At 34.2% G+C, this 17,031-nt stretch carries 18 protein-coding genes and 1 riboswitch; of the genes, 1 reads left to right on the top strand and 17 read right to left on the bottom strand.

Annotated elements, in window-relative coordinates; genetic code table 11:
• Positions 1–53: 53 nt before the first annotated feature.
• From GX308_01360 to GX308_01285, 16 genes are all read right to left on the bottom strand, one after another.
• Positions 54–233 carry a MarR family transcriptional regulator gene (locus tag GX308_01360; GenBank protein ID NLK20739.1) on the bottom strand — a complete coding sequence of 60 codons (180 nt, stop codon included), beginning with the start codon at positions 231–233 and terminating at the stop codon, positions 54–56.
• Positions 215–703, bottom strand: coding sequence for a 6,7-dimethyl-8-ribityllumazine synthase (locus GX308_01355; protein NLK20738.1), 489 nt, complete (start codon positions 701–703; stop codon positions 215–217). The genes GX308_01360 and GX308_01355 overlap by 19 nt, the downstream gene beginning before the upstream one ends.
• 12 nt (positions 704–715) lie before the next feature.
• Positions 716–1,912: a bifunctional 3,4-dihydroxy-2-butanone-4-phosphate synthase/GTP cyclohydrolase II gene (locus GX308_01350; protein ID NLK20737.1), complete on the bottom strand. Its 1,197-nt coding sequence runs from the start codon at positions 1,910–1,912 to the stop codon at positions 716–718.
• 18 nt (positions 1,913–1,930) lie between these two features.
• Positions 1,931–2,581 carry a riboflavin synthase gene (locus GX308_01345; protein NLK20736.1) on the bottom strand — a complete coding sequence of 217 codons (651 nt, stop codon included), beginning with the start codon at positions 2,579–2,581 and terminating at the stop codon, positions 1,931–1,933.
• Between the two features lie 5 nt (positions 2,582–2,586).
• Positions 2,587–3,687, bottom strand: coding sequence for a bifunctional diaminohydroxyphosphoribosylaminopyrimidine deaminase/5-amino-6-(5-phosphoribosylamino)uracil reductase RibD (ribD, locus tag GX308_01340; protein ID NLK20735.1), 1,101 nt, complete (start codon positions 3,685–3,687; stop codon positions 2,587–2,589).
• Positions 3,688–3,821: 134 nt separating this feature from the next.
• Positions 3,822–3,935: riboswitch (FMN riboswitch) on the bottom strand.
• Between the two features lie 121 nt (positions 3,936–4,056).
• The gene (locus GX308_01335; GenBank protein ID NLK20734.1) at positions 4,057–4,329 is read right to left on the bottom strand and encodes a metal-sensing transcriptional repressor; all 273 of its coding nucleotides are present in this window, start codon (positions 4,327–4,329) and stop codon (positions 4,057–4,059) included.
• Between the two features lie 57 nt (positions 4,330–4,386).
• A complete protein-coding gene (locus GX308_01330) occupies positions 4,387–6,399 on the bottom strand; it encodes a CPBP family intramembrane metalloprotease (GenBank protein ID NLK20733.1) in 2,013 nt (670 codons plus the stop codon).
• Positions 6,396–7,187: an ABC transporter ATP-binding protein gene (locus GX308_01325; protein NLK20732.1), complete on the bottom strand. Its 792-nt coding sequence runs from the start codon at positions 7,185–7,187 to the stop codon at positions 6,396–6,398. The genes GX308_01330 and GX308_01325 overlap by 4 nt, the downstream gene beginning before the upstream one ends.
• 71 nt (positions 7,188–7,258) lie before the next feature.
• On the bottom strand, positions 7,259–8,083 hold the full coding sequence (locus tag GX308_01320; protein NLK20731.1) for a hypothetical protein: 825 nt from the start codon (positions 8,081–8,083) through the stop codon (positions 7,259–7,261).
• Positions 8,084–8,162: 79 nt separating this feature from the next.
• Positions 8,163–8,339: a hypothetical protein gene (locus GX308_01315; GenBank protein ID NLK20730.1), complete on the bottom strand. Its 177-nt coding sequence runs from the start codon at positions 8,337–8,339 to the stop codon at positions 8,163–8,165.
• A gap of 286 nt (positions 8,340–8,625) precedes the next feature.
• Positions 8,626–9,444 (bottom strand): LysM peptidoglycan-binding domain-containing protein, encoded by an 819-nt coding sequence (locus GX308_01310; protein ID NLK20729.1) that lies wholly within the window; start codon positions 9,442–9,444, stop codon positions 8,626–8,628.
• Positions 9,445–10,145: 701 nt separating this feature from the next.
• On the bottom strand, positions 10,146–10,622 hold the full coding sequence (locus tag GX308_01305) for a YbaK/EbsC family protein (protein NLK20728.1): 477 nt from the start codon (positions 10,620–10,622) through the stop codon (positions 10,146–10,148).
• A gap of 54 nt (positions 10,623–10,676) precedes the next feature.
• Positions 10,677–11,156 (bottom strand): hypothetical protein, encoded by a 480-nt coding sequence (locus tag GX308_01300; protein ID NLK20727.1) that lies wholly within the window; start codon positions 11,154–11,156, stop codon positions 10,677–10,679.
• A 238-nt stretch (positions 11,157–11,394) separates the two neighbouring features.
• Positions 11,395–11,712: a rhodanese-like domain-containing protein gene (locus GX308_01295; GenBank protein NLK20726.1), complete on the bottom strand. Its 318-nt coding sequence runs from the start codon at positions 11,710–11,712 to the stop codon at positions 11,395–11,397.
• A 26-nt stretch (positions 11,713–11,738) separates the two neighbouring features.
• Entirely contained in the window at positions 11,739–13,436 is a 1,698-nt protein-coding gene (locus tag GX308_01290; protein ID NLK20725.1) for an FAD-dependent oxidoreductase, read from the bottom strand.
• A 226-nt stretch (positions 13,437–13,662) separates the two neighbouring features.
• Positions 13,663–14,076: an EamA family transporter gene (locus GX308_01285; GenBank protein NLK20724.1), complete on the bottom strand. Its 414-nt coding sequence runs from the start codon at positions 14,074–14,076 to the stop codon at positions 13,663–13,665.
• A gap of 126 nt (positions 14,077–14,202) precedes the next feature.
• Between GX308_01285 and GX308_01280 the strand changes: the two genes are divergently transcribed.
• A complete protein-coding gene (locus tag GX308_01280) occupies positions 14,203–15,222 on the top strand; it encodes a hypothetical protein (GenBank protein NLK20723.1) in 1,020 nt (339 codons plus the stop codon).
• A gap of 185 nt (positions 15,223–15,407) precedes the next feature.
• Here the strand turns inward: GX308_01280 and GX308_01275 are convergent, their stop codons facing one another.
• Positions 15,408–17,000, bottom strand: coding sequence for a D-aminoacylase (locus tag GX308_01275; protein ID NLK20722.1), 1,593 nt, complete (start codon positions 16,998–17,000; stop codon positions 15,408–15,410).
• Between the last annotated feature and the right edge of the window lie 31 nt (positions 17,001–17,031).

Raw genomic sequence — 17,031 nt, 5'->3', positions numbered from 1 at the left:
CAAAAGCCGGCTAAGATTAATTCAACTAATCTAACCGGCTTTTATTTTATAGGTTATTTTTTTATTTCCCAATAACAAGCTTTGGGGGATACTATCTTCTCCTCTCCTTTAAGCTTTTTCATTACTTTATCTACTTCTTTTCTGTCTATATCAGTTTCGGTTGATACCAACCCGGCATTAACTAGTTTATCTGCCTTTTCAAAGTATTCTAGGATTACATCGTATTTATAAATGACCCTCCATAAAATTGCTTTAGCAAATTTGCCATTTCTATAGCAGTAACTGCAGCATCATAGCCCTTATTCCCAGCTTTTGTACCAGCTCTTTCTATGGCCTGTTCAATTGTATCCGTTGTCAAAACACCAAATATAACAGGTATCTCAGTTTCTAGGGATACACTGGCAATACCCTTTGAGACCTCATTAGATACATAATCAAAGTGGGGTGTAGAGCCTCTTATAACAGCTCCTAGGCATATTACACTATCATACTTTTGTGTCTTAGCCATTTTTTTAGCAATCAAAGGTATTTCAAATGCACCAGGTGCCCATACCAAGTCTATGTGACTTTCTTGAACTCCATGTCTTTTCAAAGCATCTATAGCCCCCTCTTTAAGCCTTCCCCCTATGAATTCATTAAATCTTCCTATAACTATTCCAAATCTTAATTCCTGGGCAACTAGCTTTCCTTCTATCATCTTCATTATATTTTCCTCCTAAAAATTTAACATATGTCCAAGTTTTTGCTTTTTAGTTCTTAGATAGTACTCATTTTTTTTATTACAATCTATCTGAATTGGGATTCTATCTATAATTTCTATTCCGTATCCAGATAGGCCTTTTATTTTCTTAGGATTATTAGTCATAAGCTTTATTTTTCTTGCCCCTAAGTCCAATAAAATTTGCGCTCCTATTCCATAATCCCTCATATCCTCTGGAAATCCCAAGGCTAGATTTGCTTCTACTGTATCCATGCCTTTATCCTGAAGTGAATACGCTTTTATTTTATTAATAAGTCCAATCCCCCTACCTTCCTGGCGCATATATAGTAAAATTCCCTTCCCTTCCTCTTCTATTTTTCTCATAGCTACGGCACATTGTTCCCCACAGTCGCATCTTAATGAACCAAATGTATCCCCTGTAAGACATTCCGAATGTAGCCTAACAAGTACTGGCTCATCAGAAATGTTTCCTTTAACTAAAGCTATATGATGTTCATTGGTTAATTTGTTTTCATAGCCAATCATCTTAAATTCTCCATATTTTGTTGGCATTTTTGATTCTGCCACTCTTTGTATATATACTTTTTGTCTTTCAAGATAATCTATGATACTAGCAATATTTATTATCTTTAGGTTATGCTTTTTTGAATATTTTATAAGCTGTGGCATCCTAGCCATAGTGCCATCTTCATTCATTATTTCACAAATTACCCCCGCTGGATAAAGCCCTGCTAAGATTGCCAAATCAACTGCAGCCTCTGTATGACCTGCCCTTTTTAATACTCCTCCTTCCCTTGCAGCCAAGGGAAAGATATGCCCTGGCCTTTTAAAATCTTCGGCTGTAGCCTTGGGATTAATGATTTGTTTAATGGTAAATGCCCTTTCATAAGCAGATATCCCTGTAGTGGTGTCTAATGCATCAACTGATACTGTAAAAGCGGTTTGATAAGTATCTGTATTCCTATCAACCATATAGTCTATTTTAAGTTCCTTAAGTCTTTTTTCTATAATAGGCATGCAGATTAAACCTCTTGCGTGCTTTGCCATAAAATTTATTGCTTCAGGGGTAGCTTTTTGTGCAGCAATTAATAAATCCCCTTCATTTTCCCTATCTTCATCATCAACAACTATTATCATTTTCCCATTTCTAATGTCTTCTAAAACTTCTTCTATGGAATTAAAACTATGCATATTTTTGCCTCCTTAGGATTATATAAACCCATGTTCAGTTAGAAAGTTCATATCTATCTTTTTTTCTACTAATTTTTCTTGTTTAGACAAAATTATTTTTTCAATATATTTACTAACTACATCGCATTCTAAATTCACAATCCCCCCAATTTTTTTCTTAACCAAAGTCGTAGTCTTCTTAGTATGGGGAATAATTGAAACCTTGAAAACATAATCATCAACATATGTAACTGTAAGACTTACTCCATCTATTGCAATAGATCCCTTTTGGACTATATACAGTAACATCTTTGGAGCGGCAGCTATTGTTATCCATACTGCATTCTCTTCATTTTTGAAATTCACAATGGTCCCCATACCATCTATATGACCAGTGACTAAATGCCCCCCCAGCCTATCATTAACCTTTAGGGCCCTTTCAAGGTTAATTTCATCTCCTGATGATAGAATATGCAAATTACTTCTTTTCATAGTTTCTGGCATAACATCAACACTAAAGCTTCTTGTAGAAATCCCTGTAACTGTAAGACATACCCCATTTGTATTTATACTGTCCCCAACCCTTGTTCCATCTAAGATTTTTTTGGCTTGAATTATTATTCTTGCAGATTTTAAGCCCTTTTCTATCTGTTTAACTTTTCCCAACTCTTCTATTAGCCCGGTGAACATAAATTTTATCCCCCTCCCTTCAAATAACCTTCTAGCATTATGTCATTTCCAAATCTATTGATTTGCAAGTTTCTAAGTAAGATTGCTTCCTCCATGAAACTTTTTCCAAAGCCTCCTAAGGGGGTTTTGGCATTCCTCCCTCCTATCAACTTTGGAGCTATAAATATATTTACTTTATCAACAATCCCCGATTCCACAGCTGAATAATTTAATTCACTTCCCCCTTCTATTAGAACACTATCTAAATTTTTCTTGCCCAGGATTTTCATTAAGTAATTTAAATCAACTTGATTGTCTTTTAAAGGTGTTATTATTATCTCTGCTCCCTTAAGTCTAAAGTTTTTAAGCTTATCTTCTGATGCTAATTTCGTCGAGGCAATAATAGTTTTAGTATCTGAATTAATATTAAGTACATTTGCCTCTAAGGGCATTCTGCCATAAGTATCAACAACAACTCTTATAGGGTTTTTTCCTTTTATTCCTTTTAATCTTGTATTTAAATAAGGATTATCTTGGAGTATTGTGCCTATTCCGACCATTATTGCCGAAACCCTATGCCTTAAGCTATGAACGTATTTTCTAGATTCCCTACTGGTTACCCATTTGGAATCCCCTGTTTTTGTAGCTATTTTGCCATCTAGCGTCATGGCTGTTTTTAGTATACAAAAAGGAATATCTGTTGATATATACTTTATAAATATCTCGTTAAGTTTCCGGCTTTCTTCTCCTAGAACGCCAGTTACTACTTCGATATCATTATTTTTTAAAAATTTTATTCCCTCTCCATTTATTTTTGGATTTGGATCCTTAAGTGCTATAACTACCTTTTTTATTCCTTTATCCAATATTAATTTTGCACAGGGTGAGGTTTTCCCATAATGGGAACAGGGTTCTAATGTAATGTACATAACTGCACCTTGAACATCTTCAATGGAATTTCTAATTGCATTTACTTCTGCATGTTCTTTCCCATAAGCCCTATGATAACCCTCACCAATAATCCTTCCACCTTTTACAATAACAGCCCCTACTAGAGGATTAGGATTTGTGTATCCAATACCCCTTCGGGCTAATTCTAATGCTCTTTTCATATACCTTATATCCAGTTAAAACACCTCCAAACACTTTCTACCAAGAAATTATAAATTAGACAGCAAAAAGGCCCTGAATATTCAGGGCCTTTTAAATAAATAAGTATATAGCTTTCTTCTCTATAAAATAAATGATAGCTAAAACTATAACTTGTCTTCTTTCATCCAGACTTTACTGTCGGCTTCGGAATCTAACCGAATCTGCCTTACGGCTCGCGGGCTTTACCGCCGGTAGGGAATTACACCCTGCCCTGAAGACTTATTTGATTTTTATTAAGATAAATATAACATCATTAATAATTCATGTCAATGGGGTTAATTATTCCCATATCATAGCAAGGAAATTTTTCTAAATACCATGAATCTCATAAACTTCCCATGTTTCTAACGGATAAACTTCCCCAAAATACTATTAAGATCTTCTATTGCATTTTTATCATTATTTTCTATGGCGCTTTTTATACAGGAATCTATATGTTCTTGTAAAATCATTTTTGCAGTACTATCAAGGGCAGCCCTTGCCGCCGATATCTGGGTCAGTACATCGCTACAACCCTTTCCTTCTTCTATCATCCGCTTGACCCCTTGAATTTGCCCTATTATTCTAGATAATCTATTCGTAATCCCCTTAGTTTTATCCTCAGAATTTTTTTTCATAAATTTCCCCTCCGCCTTTTGATTCTTAACTGTATAACTGCAATACCAAGTACCAGCTTATTTTTGTTTTTTAAGGAGTAAAAGCCCCATAAAAATTAGCACTATACTAATCACAATAAGTAAAATAAGGTGCATAGAACTAAAATTGGAAAAGTCCATTTCTAGGTATGAATATATTCTCCCAACTACACTTTCAGGATAGTAAGCAGAAACGATGGCAATGCCATTGTTTAAAAAATGCATAAGCATGGGAATAAAGATAGAGCCTGTATTATAAACAGCATATCCAAGGGTAAGTCCAAGTATTGCAGTAGGAACCATTCTAATAAAATCAATATGAGTTATTCCAAATAGTACACTACTTAATATAATTGCCCTTAGACCAGTGGCTTTTTTCCTAAATGCTGTCATAAGTAGTCCCCTGAAAAATATCTCTTCACATATAGCTGGCAGTAGTGCAAAGACTAATAAAGCTACAATAAAATTATGCTCTCCTAATATAATTTCCGAAAGATTCTTGGCCACTTCCATATTCTGAGGAAATAAATACAATATGAACTGAGCAATCAATAAAGAAGCAATAAATCCTCCCGTCCAAATGCTCATTCCTCCTAAAATATGCTTGAATTTTGGAATCTTAATTGAAAAAGTCTTTCTAAAATCAGTCTTAATATAATATCCAAATAATAATGGAACTAAAATAATTATAATTTGCGTCAAAGCTATACCAACAAGCTTATATTTGATTTGTAAGAAGCTTCCTAGATAAACAAGTACAAGCAGTAATGCCGCATATAAAACTAATCCATCACTTATTGTAGGAAAGGTATGTTTTTTTATATTAGAACGACTTTCAAGGAAGGAGAATTCCCTAGAGCCTCCAAATAAAACTTCCTCGGAATCGAACATTTTTGAAAGTATAAAACCTGAAAGTAATACAAAAGCTATATTGGTAACCAGCACAATTGCAATCAAAGCTATATCATATCTAAAAGATAAAACACCTTTTATGAGAAGAGATATATTCACAACTGGTATGGTTGCATTAAGTCCATTAAGCTCCATGCTCGGTATTATAGAAGCATATGAGGGAATCATCACAATGAACATTATTGGAGTTATGTAATTTTGTGCCTCTTTAAAATTTTTAGCTAAGGAACACACGCTCATACTAACGGCAGATACCACCATGGCAAAAAGACATATGCAAATCAAAGTAACTATAAGTGGAAAAATAAGCTCATTAAATTTTATACCCTCCATTCCAATAAGCCCTGTTTCCCCAAAACTTGCCAACAAAAATCCCATAGATAGTGCAATCGATAATACACTGAGAATAGCTGAAGTTATAGCACTGATAGATACCGCTAAATATTTTCCCATTATAAGTTCACCATTGGATATGGGTAAGGTTAAAAGTGTTTCTAATGTTCCCCTTTCTTTTTCCCCTGCCATAACGTCGATTGCAGGATATATAGCCCCCATCAGTACTCCAATTATAAGAATAAAGGGGAGGATTTGTCCTATCAAATATCCTGCCATTTCCTCGTTCTTAGCTATATTGATTGTTTCATAAATAATGGGTTCTAATATAATTTCACTGTCTAATCCCATTGCTTCAATTTTTTCTTTGGTAAGTTCATTTTTATAATCCCTTAATAAGTTCTTAATTCTTATGGAAGATGTATTAGAGTCTTCAACAGAAGAATTCATATAAATTTTATAAGATGTTTGTTCTTTTTCTTCGCCAATTTCTATATATGCAGTAATCTCCCTTTGTTCTAAAGCTTCCCTATAATCTTTAACATTAATTATTTTTAGCTTGCCTTCATTTTCTTTTCCTTCAAGGATTTTTTCCATAATAGCTTTATTAGGGGATTTGTTAAAAGCTATAGGTAGTTCCTTTTGCTGCATCTTATTAAGTGATATCATCATTATCTGACTTACTAAAATAATAAGTATAGGATACATAATAATAGGCAAAATAATCGCCATAAATAGGGTTTTTTTATCCCTTAATATGTCTATCATTTCTTTCTTAAATATAGATAACACAATGGATTTTCTCATGCCCAATCCCCCCTTTGTTTAACTGCTTTAACGAATACATCCCTTAGATTCTTTTCTTTGGTTTCTGCTTTTAAACTTTCTGTTGTTCCCTTAGCAATCACTTCCCCATGATGAATCATCATAATTTTATCACATAGGGTTTCTGCTTCTTCCATATAATGTGTGGAATAAAGTACTGTTTTTCCCCTTTCCCTTTCGCTCTTCATAAATTCAATAATGGCATGACTGCTCAGTACGTCAAGCCCTAGGGTAGGTTCATCAAATATATAAACTTCTGGAGAATGAATAAGGCATCTAGCTATAGAAGTCCTCTGGGTCTGTCCTGTAGAAAGATGTTCTATACGATTGTCTATAAAACTTCTCATATCCATAATATCTATGATTTTTTCAGTCATTTCTTCAATTTCATCTTTACTCATTTCATAGAGTCTTCCAAATATATTTAAAAGTTCCCTAGGGGAAATCCTTCCATAAAGCTTTGTATTGCCTGATAAATAACCTATCTTCTTTTTTGCATTATTTCTATCCTTTTCATAATTATGTCCAGCAACAAATATATTACCCGAGGTCGGGGTTAATATTCCTCCTAGCATCCTAAGTAAAGTAGTTTTTCCTGCTCCATTGGGCCCTAGAATTCCATAGATTTCTCCCTTTTCTACTTTAAAACTTATGTTATCCACTGCCAAAAATTCTTCCTTTTTTGTTTTAAATCTTTTATTCTTTTTTTTAGTCTTTTCATCTTTTACAACCCTGATAAATGATTTAGATAAATTATTGCTTTCTATCATTATTGCACCTCTTTTATAAAATTTGTTCAATCTACTTACTTAGAATAAATATGTATTATTTCTATATAATATCAAATATTCTTAACACTCTCAATAGAGTTATAGATTATATTTGTGACATGCTCCCCCACTACTAAATGTCCCTTGACCGACTTTACATCTTGGGAATTGAGAGCAGGCTTCCCTGCGTAAGCTCCTGCTATGATTGTTACGGGGTTATAGGGTTCTAAGTTTCCGTTACTGTCTTTTAATATGCTTTCTAGCTTTTTAGCCGCTCCGTAATTTGTTCCACCTGTTTTTGAATACATTGAGTAGATGTTTGAGCCGAAATTAGGGTCTACAACTGGGATTGCTACAGACATTCCTCTATTATTGAATCTTTGAGTAATAGTCTGACTTGACAGGAAATTAAATTTAGGGCTTATTTGTATAAACATTTTTCCATTTTCGATTTTCCATTGAGCTGAGTTATAAATATTGGCAGGGTCTTTGTCTTTTGAAGTAATTTTAATTTGCAGTTTGTTAATATTGTTAGGGTCAGCGGCTAAGAAATCCTTAACTTTCTGAGGAAGTTCTCTTGCAAAGGGGACTGTTTTGTTAAGCGTTCCCCCAAAAATAACACTACTAGCTTCTTCATCCGTGATAGTAATAGTTGTTCCATCGTCTGTATATCTCCAATATCCTCCTGAATGTCGCCACATATCGCAATGAGAAGAAATAGATTGTGAACCGATATTCTCACCTTGAGTTTGCAATGTAGTGTTTTTAATATTTACTACTTCATTAAATTTTACTTCTTTCAACGTGTCTGCATAAACCATCATTGGAATGTCAAAGCATTGCAAAATTAATATGGTTGATAAAAGACAGCCCAATAACTTTTTAATCTTTCTCACATTCAAGCCCCCTTTAACTTTTTGATTGTCCATAAAAGTAAAGAGCTGATTTATTCAACTCTTTACTGCATTTATTATTTTATCTTTCTTTAAATGTCATTGAAGGGTATTGAAGAATTATTTCTGCTTTAGCCCCACCTTCAGAGCATAATCTTGCTGCTATTCCCCCACCTATAGCTTTACTCCAATTACCTTGTTTCAATTTAATCGAAAAGTTCTTTCCTTGCTTTAAGCTATCTAAATTAATAGTTTCCATATTTAATGGAACATCATATTTAGGGTCATATAGTGCTAATCCACCTAATTGCCACCAAAACCCTTGGGGTAACTTTGGAACATAACCATCAATGCTATTGTTTTGCTTATTGAATTTAATAGAATCAAAGAAAATCTTCTAATAACTGATGAACCAAATAACTGATGAACCAGGTCCATCAGTTATTATATAATACCTCCTGTTAAATTATTGACAGGAGGTATTATTTCTGATACAAAAAGTAATCAAAAAGAACCGTCCCCAATGATTCCAATGATTACAATGATTATTTTAGTCCTGCGGCTATCTGAATTTGATTTTGATGGGCCGTTGAAATTAATCCGTCTTTATGTCGGGTGCTGTTTCTAAAATGAATATCGAAATGCCCTTCAAAATTATTATCTGTAATACTTTGAACATCATGGGGCATTGAAGCCATAGAAGCGGCAATCTTCCTTTCGCCTACTTGGACAATGACTGCTCTTTCCTTCCATGAATACTCTCCTCCCCATATTTCTTTGATGACTTCTGCATCTTTTGAAGTTAGTGGTTCGCAATCTGCATGAAATGCCCCAGTACTCCTCTTTATTTGAAAGCTCTTACCGGTTTGAAAATCTGTTACGGTAGCAATTTTTCCTATAGAAAAAAGGTATTGTGCTTCTGACCACCAATCCAAATATTCTCCGTGCTTTTCACTGACCTTATCTTTAAGAGCTATATGATGAACTGGTATCGTTATTATTTGACCTATGGATAAAGAGCTATTTTCTGTCATATTATTTACTTTTAATAATTCAGTCATAGGTATTCCATGTTCAATGCTCAGATTCCACATAGTATCCCCTGCCCTAATCTTATAAGAATTATAAGAAATACTATTATTAGAAGGTGTAGAGCCTTGATTTTGCCAATTTGGATTTATTTTTAGCTCCTGTCCTACATAAATCATATCTCCATAAATCCCATTTAATTCTTTTAGCTCTCCAACTGTAGTATTTAATTGGTTTGCAATCTTCCATAATGTATCTCCAGTCTTTACCTGGTATACAGTGGCAGGGGAAATAATAGATACAGTCTTTGAATCTTGATTCCACCCCACATCCATCCCAAGAATTTCACTAACAAATCGAAGGGGAACCATGGTAGTACCATTATCTATATATGAGGGCTGCATATCAACTAATTTATCATTAATACGTGCCTTGTTAGATCCTATAATAAATGAAATCTTAGTATTACCTTTATTGATGCCCACGGTTTTAGATTGAGCATTCCACCAAACATCTCCACCTAATGTCTTAGTAACATCTCTTATTGGGACATAGGTTGTCCCATTACGAATAACAGGGGGATGTGAAAAGTTGTATTCTTGGTCGTTAATTAAAATTGAAACCTTTTCAGAAACCTGGGAAGTTTGTGTCTCCCTAGGAGCAGCAGTAACATCAATTGTGGAAGTACTAAAAGGAATCGTAGTAATTAATATCGTACCAACTATAATTTTGACGGTGTTAATTCTAATATTTTTAAAGTTTTGATTGATATATGCCTCTATACTGTTACAGAAATTTTTATCTTTTGCGATATCCTCTAAGTAATTAAATTCCTGGGAAAACTCAGTTAAATTTGGATCTAAATATAAGGCTAATATATATCCTGAACCATCCTTAATCAATCGATGCCGAATAAAAGTATTCATTAAAATTCTCCTTTAGTATAATCTCTTGCAAGGTATCCAATCTATAGAAAGTATGATACCTTGGGGAGAATTTTATTCCTCTTTCGTCATTAAAACAGCTAATAATTAGGCTAGTTAATTTCCCAACCCTTGCAAACATCAATCCATGAAGAGTAACCTGAATGCTTTTCAAGTTCTTCGATTGTTAATTTTATTGCACTATTGCTACTTCCGCAGGCAGGAAACACTGTATCAAACCGTTTTAGGGATTTATCCAAATAAACGGCTACCCCCTCATTTATACAAAAAGGACATACTCCACCTACTTGATGCCCGACTAAGTCAGCTACTTCATCTATTGATAGCATTTTTGCTTTTGATTTAAACTGAATCTTATATTTAGGATTATCAATTTTGGCATCTCCTGCTACTACAATTAAAATAGGCTTTCCATCTACCATAAAAGATAATGTTTTTGCAATCCTTTTGGGTTCACAACCTACTGCTTTTGAAGCCAATTCAACTGTTGCACTAGAAACATCGAATTCAAGTATTCGGCTTTCCATATTCCATTGTTTAAAGTATTCTTTCACCTTTTTTATTGCCATTACTATCCCTCCATATATAAAACCCTTATGCTTTAAAAAATACTAACCCTGTAATCAGTATCCCATTTCCTTTAGTATTCTTGATAGGGTTCTTAGTCGTTCCCCAATGAGTTCCCCATCATCACTAAGTACTTGACTAAACAATTTTATATCTTCATCTATTTTTTCATTATCCGTACATACATCCACATTCATGGCATCCCCCTGTAAACCTACCCTATCTATTGTAGGACTTTCGGGATTATATAATTTCTCGTATCTATATGCTTCCTTAAAATACAGTTGTGTTCTGCAAACAAGTATTGCTAGATCGAGGACCCTATGAAGGGGCATTTCTTCCGATTGCCTTGACCACTTTCCTCCAGTATGCCTCCACACTTTAGCTGAAATATCTACCTTTCCTCTATCGTTCCATTGAGCTAGGCCCAGAGAAAGTCCCTTGGCATCAGTTTTATAAGCATATCTACCATCGACATTTCCATAATTTTCAGATACAATAACAGGTTTATGTTTTAATGTAGTCGGTATTTTCATTTTATTACCTCCGTTTTAATTTAGTAATTTACTAATTTACTAGTTAAATTATAAATATCTCCATCTATTTTGTCAAGACTTAATATTTATCTCAAACCTTTTACTGTATATGATTTTATTCTGATAAATCCTTATCCTATCTTAAAATCCATATAAAAAATCCGGCTAGGATAAACTATACTAACCGGTAACCCTTGCTATATTAAACTATGAATAATTGGGACGTATCGTATACTATTTATTTTAATTTTTCTTTGTATCCGCCAGTACCCCCAAGGACATTAATCACATCAAAACCTTTTTTCTTCAAAGTTTGGCAGGTTCTTAAGCTTCTCCCGCCGGTCTGACAAATGATATAATATTTCTGTGACTTATCAAAGTATTTTTCTACTTCTGCCAATAATGCACCCATAGGTATATTTTTAGCCTTTGGCAGATGACCACTTTGATATTCATAGGATTCCCTAATATCTATCAAGTTGATTTTCTCTTTCAAATTATTTATATCGTTTACATTTATAGAAGGTGTTACCTCTCTATTGAAAAAATCAAACATTATGTCACCTCCCAAATACCTCTACCTTATTTAAAATTGTATTCTGTAACTATTTTTTCTCTCCCTGTTACTTTGTCTTGAAAATACTCATAATGGCAGATTCCCAGATAAGAACCGGATATGTTGTATAAGTTATCATACCCCATGCTTTGTAAGGCCATTATTGCATTATAGCTCCTTTGGGAAGAACGGCAATGAAGATATACCGGCTTCTCCTTTGGAATTTCATCTACTCTATCTCTTATTTCGCTTAAAGGAATATTAATCGCATTCCTAATGTGCCCTCTTTCAAATTCCCCTTTTTCCCTTACATCTATTATAAAGGCATCATTTTTTACTAGTTCCCTAACCTTAGTTACTGGTACTTGCCTAAATTGTTCATTTAATACATTTAATCCTACTAAAGCTGCATAATTGATTACATCTTTAGCAGTACCAAATAACGGGGCATATGCCAGCTCTAATTCTTTCAAATCTTCTAAGGTACCACCCATTAAAATCATGGTTGCAATGACATCTATTCTCTTGTCCACATTACCCTTTCCTATAGCTTGGGCCCCAAGGATTTTACCCGTTGGGTACTCGTAAATCAACTTAAAATGCATTGGGCTGCTAGCAGGCATTAGCCCTACCTTATCACTTGGCATGATATATACGAAATCATAAGCTATTCCTGCTTCCTTAGCGGTCTTTTCATTTAGTCCTGTAGATGCTGCTTTTAAATCAAATACTTGAACTACAGAAGATCCTATTACTCCGTTGTTCCTATGGGGAATATTATACATATGGTCAGCCGCTGCCCTAGCTTGTCTTTGGGCAGGGCCTGCAAGAGTAAGTCTTGTTTTCCTATGGGTCAAACGGTTGTAGACCTCTATAGCATCTCCTACAGCATATATATCTTTATCATTAGTCAGATAATTATGGTCTACCTTAATTCCCCCGGTTTCACCTATTTCAAGTCCTGCATCTTTTGCCAATCCAACTTCGGGAGCAACCCCAATTGCCAGTACTACAGCCTTTGCCCCTACTTCCTTTCCAGAATTTAGTTCTACTGAATCTGAATTGATTTTCCGAACTCCATCATTTAATATGAGCTGCACTCCTTGATCCATCATTTCCTTATGAAGTATTTGAACCATATCATAATCAAATGGATTCATTATTTGTGCTTGTGCTTCTATTAAGCTAATATTTTTCCCTGCTAGTCGTAAATTTTCTGCCACCTCTACCCCTATGAATCCACCACCAATAATAGCAATATCTTGTATATTATTAACGGTCAAATAATCCTTGAGCTTTTTAATGTCTACCACATTTCTTACGGTAAATACATGGGGAGAATATATACCTTCGATAGTTCTAGGACGTATAGGACTAGCTCCGGGAGATAGTACCAATTTATCGTAGAATTCTTCATACTCTTCCCCAGTTACTAAATTTTTTACTACTATTTTTTTGTCTTGACGATTTATTTTTACCACTTCACTATTGACCCGAGCCTCAATATTATACTGTTTTTTAAATTGTTCAGGACGCATTAGTACCAAACTTTCACTTTTTTCTATCATTCCACTGAGATAAAATGGTAAAGAGCAGTTAGAAAATGAAACATCTGGGCCCTTTTCAAACATAATAACCTGTGCGGATTCGTCAATTCTTCTAACTCTTGCAGCAACCGAAGCTCCACCGGCTACTCCACCGACAATCAATATTTTTTTTCCCATAATATGCCCTCCTCTTGATTTAGTATTATTTTTTGTATAAATTCATCATTAAAATCTAATAAGTTTATACAAATCATAAGGATTTTACCGCCTCAATAATTCATAGTATCTTATATATTATATACCCCCGAGGGGTATGTGACAATAGTAAAAATAGTACTTCTATTGCTTTGATATCTTTATCATTCTAGCCTTTTCATCGGATATCCCTTATTATATACCATAATTATAAAATCATTACAAATGTTCCGATTGCAATAAAGATACCTCCAAGAATTGTTTTCGTAGTAGCTGGTTCCTTTAATATTATAAATGCAAGTATCATTGTAATAACAACACTAAATTTATCCACCGGTACGACCTTCGAGGCTTCTCCTATTTGGAGTGCTTTATAATAAAAAAGCCAAGATAACCCTGTAGCAACTCCTGATAGTGTCAAAAACATCCAACTCTTTTGGCTAATATTAACTATTTGATTCTGTACTCCTGTAATAAATACCATACCCCATGCCATAACTAGAACAACTACTGTCCGTATTGCAGTTGCTAAATTGGAATTTATATCTTCAATCCCTATTTTAGCTAGTATGGATGTAAGGGCAGCAAACACTGCTGATAATAATGCAAATATAAACCACATAATTTTTCCTCCTTATAAGTTTATATACTTATCACACTATATTAAACATTGAAAATTGTCTAGTTTTAGTTATAATTATGTTAATAGAATAATAATTTTTTATAAAAAACATTTAGGAGTGATTATATGCCAGTTGTTTCTTGTTTATTTTTAAAAATAATTAGTATGGTTGTTTGTGTTATTGCATTTGCCTTTGTATTAGTACAGTTTATAATTATATCTAATATTAAAAAACAAAAATTTTATATCTCTAACGAGGTAGAACCCCATGATTTTAACTTAGTACCAGAAATTAATCAAAATTTAATTAAGGCTATAGAAATTAAACTTCATTCCAAAGGCTTTGTATTTGAAAACGATTACAAAGCAACTATTAAAAATCAAAATCAAATAATTTATTTTAGAAGGTTCATCAATAAAGAAGTATGTGCTTTTGCTAATATTTACTATTCATATGCCACAAGCACTCAACAGATTCAAAACAAGGAAATAGCAACAAAAACTGAAAAATATTCTTTTGATATATTAACAAAATTTACAGATAACACAAGAGTGCTTTCAAAAACTCAAAATGAGCCCATGCTATTCCCTTATGAAAATACTACTATTTTTATCTGTGAAGATATAAATGATATAGAGCATTTAATAGAAGAACATATTACTAAAGTTAAGGAAATGATGCAAACCAAGTATTTGGATGACTCCGATTATTCAAAAAGCATACAAGAATCTACCAGGGAAGCCTCTAAAATGTCCTATGATTTTTGGGTAAAGAATAATCTGCTTTATTATAATTCTGAAGAAAATTATTATTCTTTTACCTATTCTGGAGCTATTAAAGCCTCCCTCAAGTATCAGGCATACAATTTATCCAGAAAGTCCAAAAAGAAAAGTACTTCTTTCGATTATACAATGGAAAGCAAAAAGACAAAAATCAAAAGTAAAACATTTGTTTTTATCAAAACCCTTGATTATTTATTTTTTGTTTTACTATTAATATCCATATTTTTGACTAAGGTTCCATCTGTTAATTTTGCCCAAGTTATGCTCAAGTTAGGACTTTTATTTTTTTCCTTAATTGGAACAATTATAACATCTGCTATTCGACTTTTCTATAAACCTAGGAACAAAGATAAGATTATATAAAAAGGCTGCTTATGTCTTGAAACTAATTTGGGATTTTTTCTTATAAGGCAGTGGCCAATCTATCCCCAACTAAATTAAATCCCTACTTTTAAAAAGTGAAAACCCTAAGAAATATTGAAATGAAGAAATAAAAAAAGAATGGTTAAAACCATTCTTTTTTTGTACAATTGCATTGCCTGGTACCTTTATTTTTTATTTCGGATTACTTTGCCGTTTAGGATTTCTGTATGTTTTCCATATTCTACTGCTACTTTTCCATTTACAAGAACATATTCTATGCCTACTGGATATTGTATCGGATTGATAAAGGTACCCTTATCGTTGATTGTGTCTGGGTTAAATATTGTGATATCTGCGAAGTATCCTTTCTTTAACAGGCCCCTATCTTTCAGGTTCATAGCATCAGCTGCCTTAAATGTAAGCTTTTTAACTGCCTCTTCTAGGGTGATTACTTTTTCTTCACGTACATATTTTCCTAATATTCTTGGGAAGCTACCGTAAAGTCTTGGATGGGGCTTGCCAGGAGCTAATAGCCCATCGGTGCAGGCATTCATTTCTGGACGAGCCATAAATAATTTTACATGGTCTTCTAATCCGTAGAAATCCACCATGCCGACTGCATTTTCTTCTTCCATCAAAAGGTCGAATACTGCGGTATAAGGGTCTAGGTTGCGAAGTTCTGCCAACTGGGTAATACTTAAGCCAACGGCATCTTTGTTCTTTTCTGTGATAACGCTAGTAACAAAGATATTTTCAAACCCCGCAAAGTCTACGAAATTATCCCAGCCATGGATACCGTTCTCCATGTCATAGCGCATTTTTTTACGCATTTCGGGATCTCTTAGCCGTTGGATGACTTTATTGGTACCTCCATCATGAACCCATGGAGGAAGGATTGCCCCTAGCATAGTGCTACCTGCAACGTAGGGGTATTGGTCAAAGCTTACGGTGATGCCTTCCGACTTGGCTTGTTCTAGAAGTTCTAATACAACTTCTATTTTACCCCAATTCTTCTTTCCAGCTACTTTAAAGTGGGACCAGTGGACTCTTACTCCCGACTTCCTGCCTATCTCGATGACTTCCTTCATAGAATCAACAATGGTATCTGCTTCGCTTCTTTGATGAATAACGAATACGCCATCGTACTCAGCAACAATTTTACACATTTCTATGATTTCTTTGCTCTCTGAATAGGCACAGGGAATATAGATAAGTCCTGTGGACAATCCAAAGGCCCCAGCTTCCATCTCTCTATGGGTTATTTTTCTCATTCTTTCGATTTCTCCATCGGTGGGCTGGCGATTATCTAGACCCATGGCTTCCATACGGATATTTCCATGGGGAACCAGATAGCATTGATTAACCCCTGGTTGAGCTTTTTCTATCATCTTTAGATAGTTATCGGTTGTCCCATAGGTCCAATCGATTTCATCACTAACTCCATCAAGTCCTGCAATATTTTTACGCCAGTCTGAAATATATTTTAGGGGGAGAGGTGCCATAGAGACCCCATCTTGTCCTAAAAATTCTGTGGTGATGCCCTGCATTATTTTCGGCATGACCTTTGGACGGAGTATTACATCTAAGTCACTGTGGGAATGGGTGTCAATGAATCCCGGGGCTATTACAAGGCCCTGGGCATTAATCACCCTATCTGCATTTATATCATTGATGAATCCGATTTTTTCTATTTTATCATCTTTTATTAATAAGTCTGCAGTATATGATGGCTGTCCGCTTCCATCAACAATAATTCCATTTTTAATTAAAGTTTTCATACAATCCCTCTTTCAATCAAAGGAAATATCC

The sequence above is a fragment of the Candidatus Epulonipiscium sp. genome (assembly GCA_012519205.1).
GTDB lineage: Bacteria > Bacillota > Clostridia > Lachnospirales > Defluviitaleaceae > JAAYQR01.
Note: the sequence above shows the minus strand (reverse complement) of the source record. Positions and strands in the feature narration are given on the sequence as shown.

Excerpts from the sequence above, each read along its gene's own strand:
- GX308_01355 (NLK20738.1), bottom strand. The coding sequence starts at position 703 with ATGAAGATGATAGAAGGAAAGCTAGTTGCCCAGGAATTAAGATTTGGA.
- GX308_01350 (NLK20737.1), bottom strand. The coding sequence starts at position 1,912 with ATGCATAGTTTTAATTCCATAGAAGAAGTTTTAGAAGACATTAGAAAT.
- GX308_01345 (NLK20736.1), bottom strand. The coding sequence starts at position 2,581 with ATGTTCACCGGGCTAATAGAAGAGTTGGGAAAAGTTAAACAGATAGAA.
- GX308_01335 (NLK20734.1), bottom strand. The coding sequence starts at position 4,329 with ATGAAAAAAAATTCTGAGGATAAAACTAAGGGGATTACGAATAGATTA.
- GX308_01330 (NLK20733.1), bottom strand. The coding sequence starts at position 6,399 with ATGAGAAAATCCATTGTGTTATCTATATTTAAGAAAGAAATGATAGAC.
- GX308_01325 (NLK20732.1), bottom strand. The coding sequence starts at position 7,187 with ATGATAGAAAGCAATAATTTATCTAAATCATTTATCAGGGTTGTAAAA.
- GX308_01315 (NLK20730.1), bottom strand. The coding sequence starts at position 8,339 with ATGGAAACTATTAATTTAGATAGCTTAAAGCAAGGAAAGAACTTTTCG.
- GX308_01310 (NLK20729.1), bottom strand. The coding sequence starts at position 9,444 with ATGGATGTGGGGTGGAATCAAGATTCAAAGACTGTATCTATTATTTCC.
- GX308_01305 (NLK20728.1), bottom strand. The coding sequence starts at position 10,622 with ATGGCAATAAAAAAGGTGAAAGAATACTTTAAACAATGGAATATGGAA.
- GX308_01300 (NLK20727.1), bottom strand. The coding sequence starts at position 11,156 with ATGAAAATACCGACTACATTAAAACATAAACCTGTTATTGTATCTGAA.
- GX308_01295 (NLK20726.1), bottom strand. The coding sequence starts at position 11,712 with ATGTTTGATTTTTTCAATAGAGAGGTAACACCTTCTATAAATGTAAAC.
- GX308_01290 (NLK20725.1), bottom strand. The coding sequence starts at position 13,436 with ATGGGAAAAAAAATATTGATTGTCGGTGGAGTAGCCGGTGGAGCTTCG.
- GX308_01285 (NLK20724.1), bottom strand. The coding sequence starts at position 14,076 with ATGTGGTTTATATTTGCATTATTATCAGCAGTGTTTGCTGCCCTTACA.
- GX308_01280 (NLK20723.1), top strand. The coding sequence starts at position 14,203 with ATGCCAGTTGTTTCTTGTTTATTTTTAAAAATAATTAGTATGGTTGTT.
- GX308_01275 (NLK20722.1), bottom strand. The coding sequence starts at position 17,000 with ATGAAAACTTTAATTAAAAATGGAATTATTGTTGATGGAAGCGGACAG.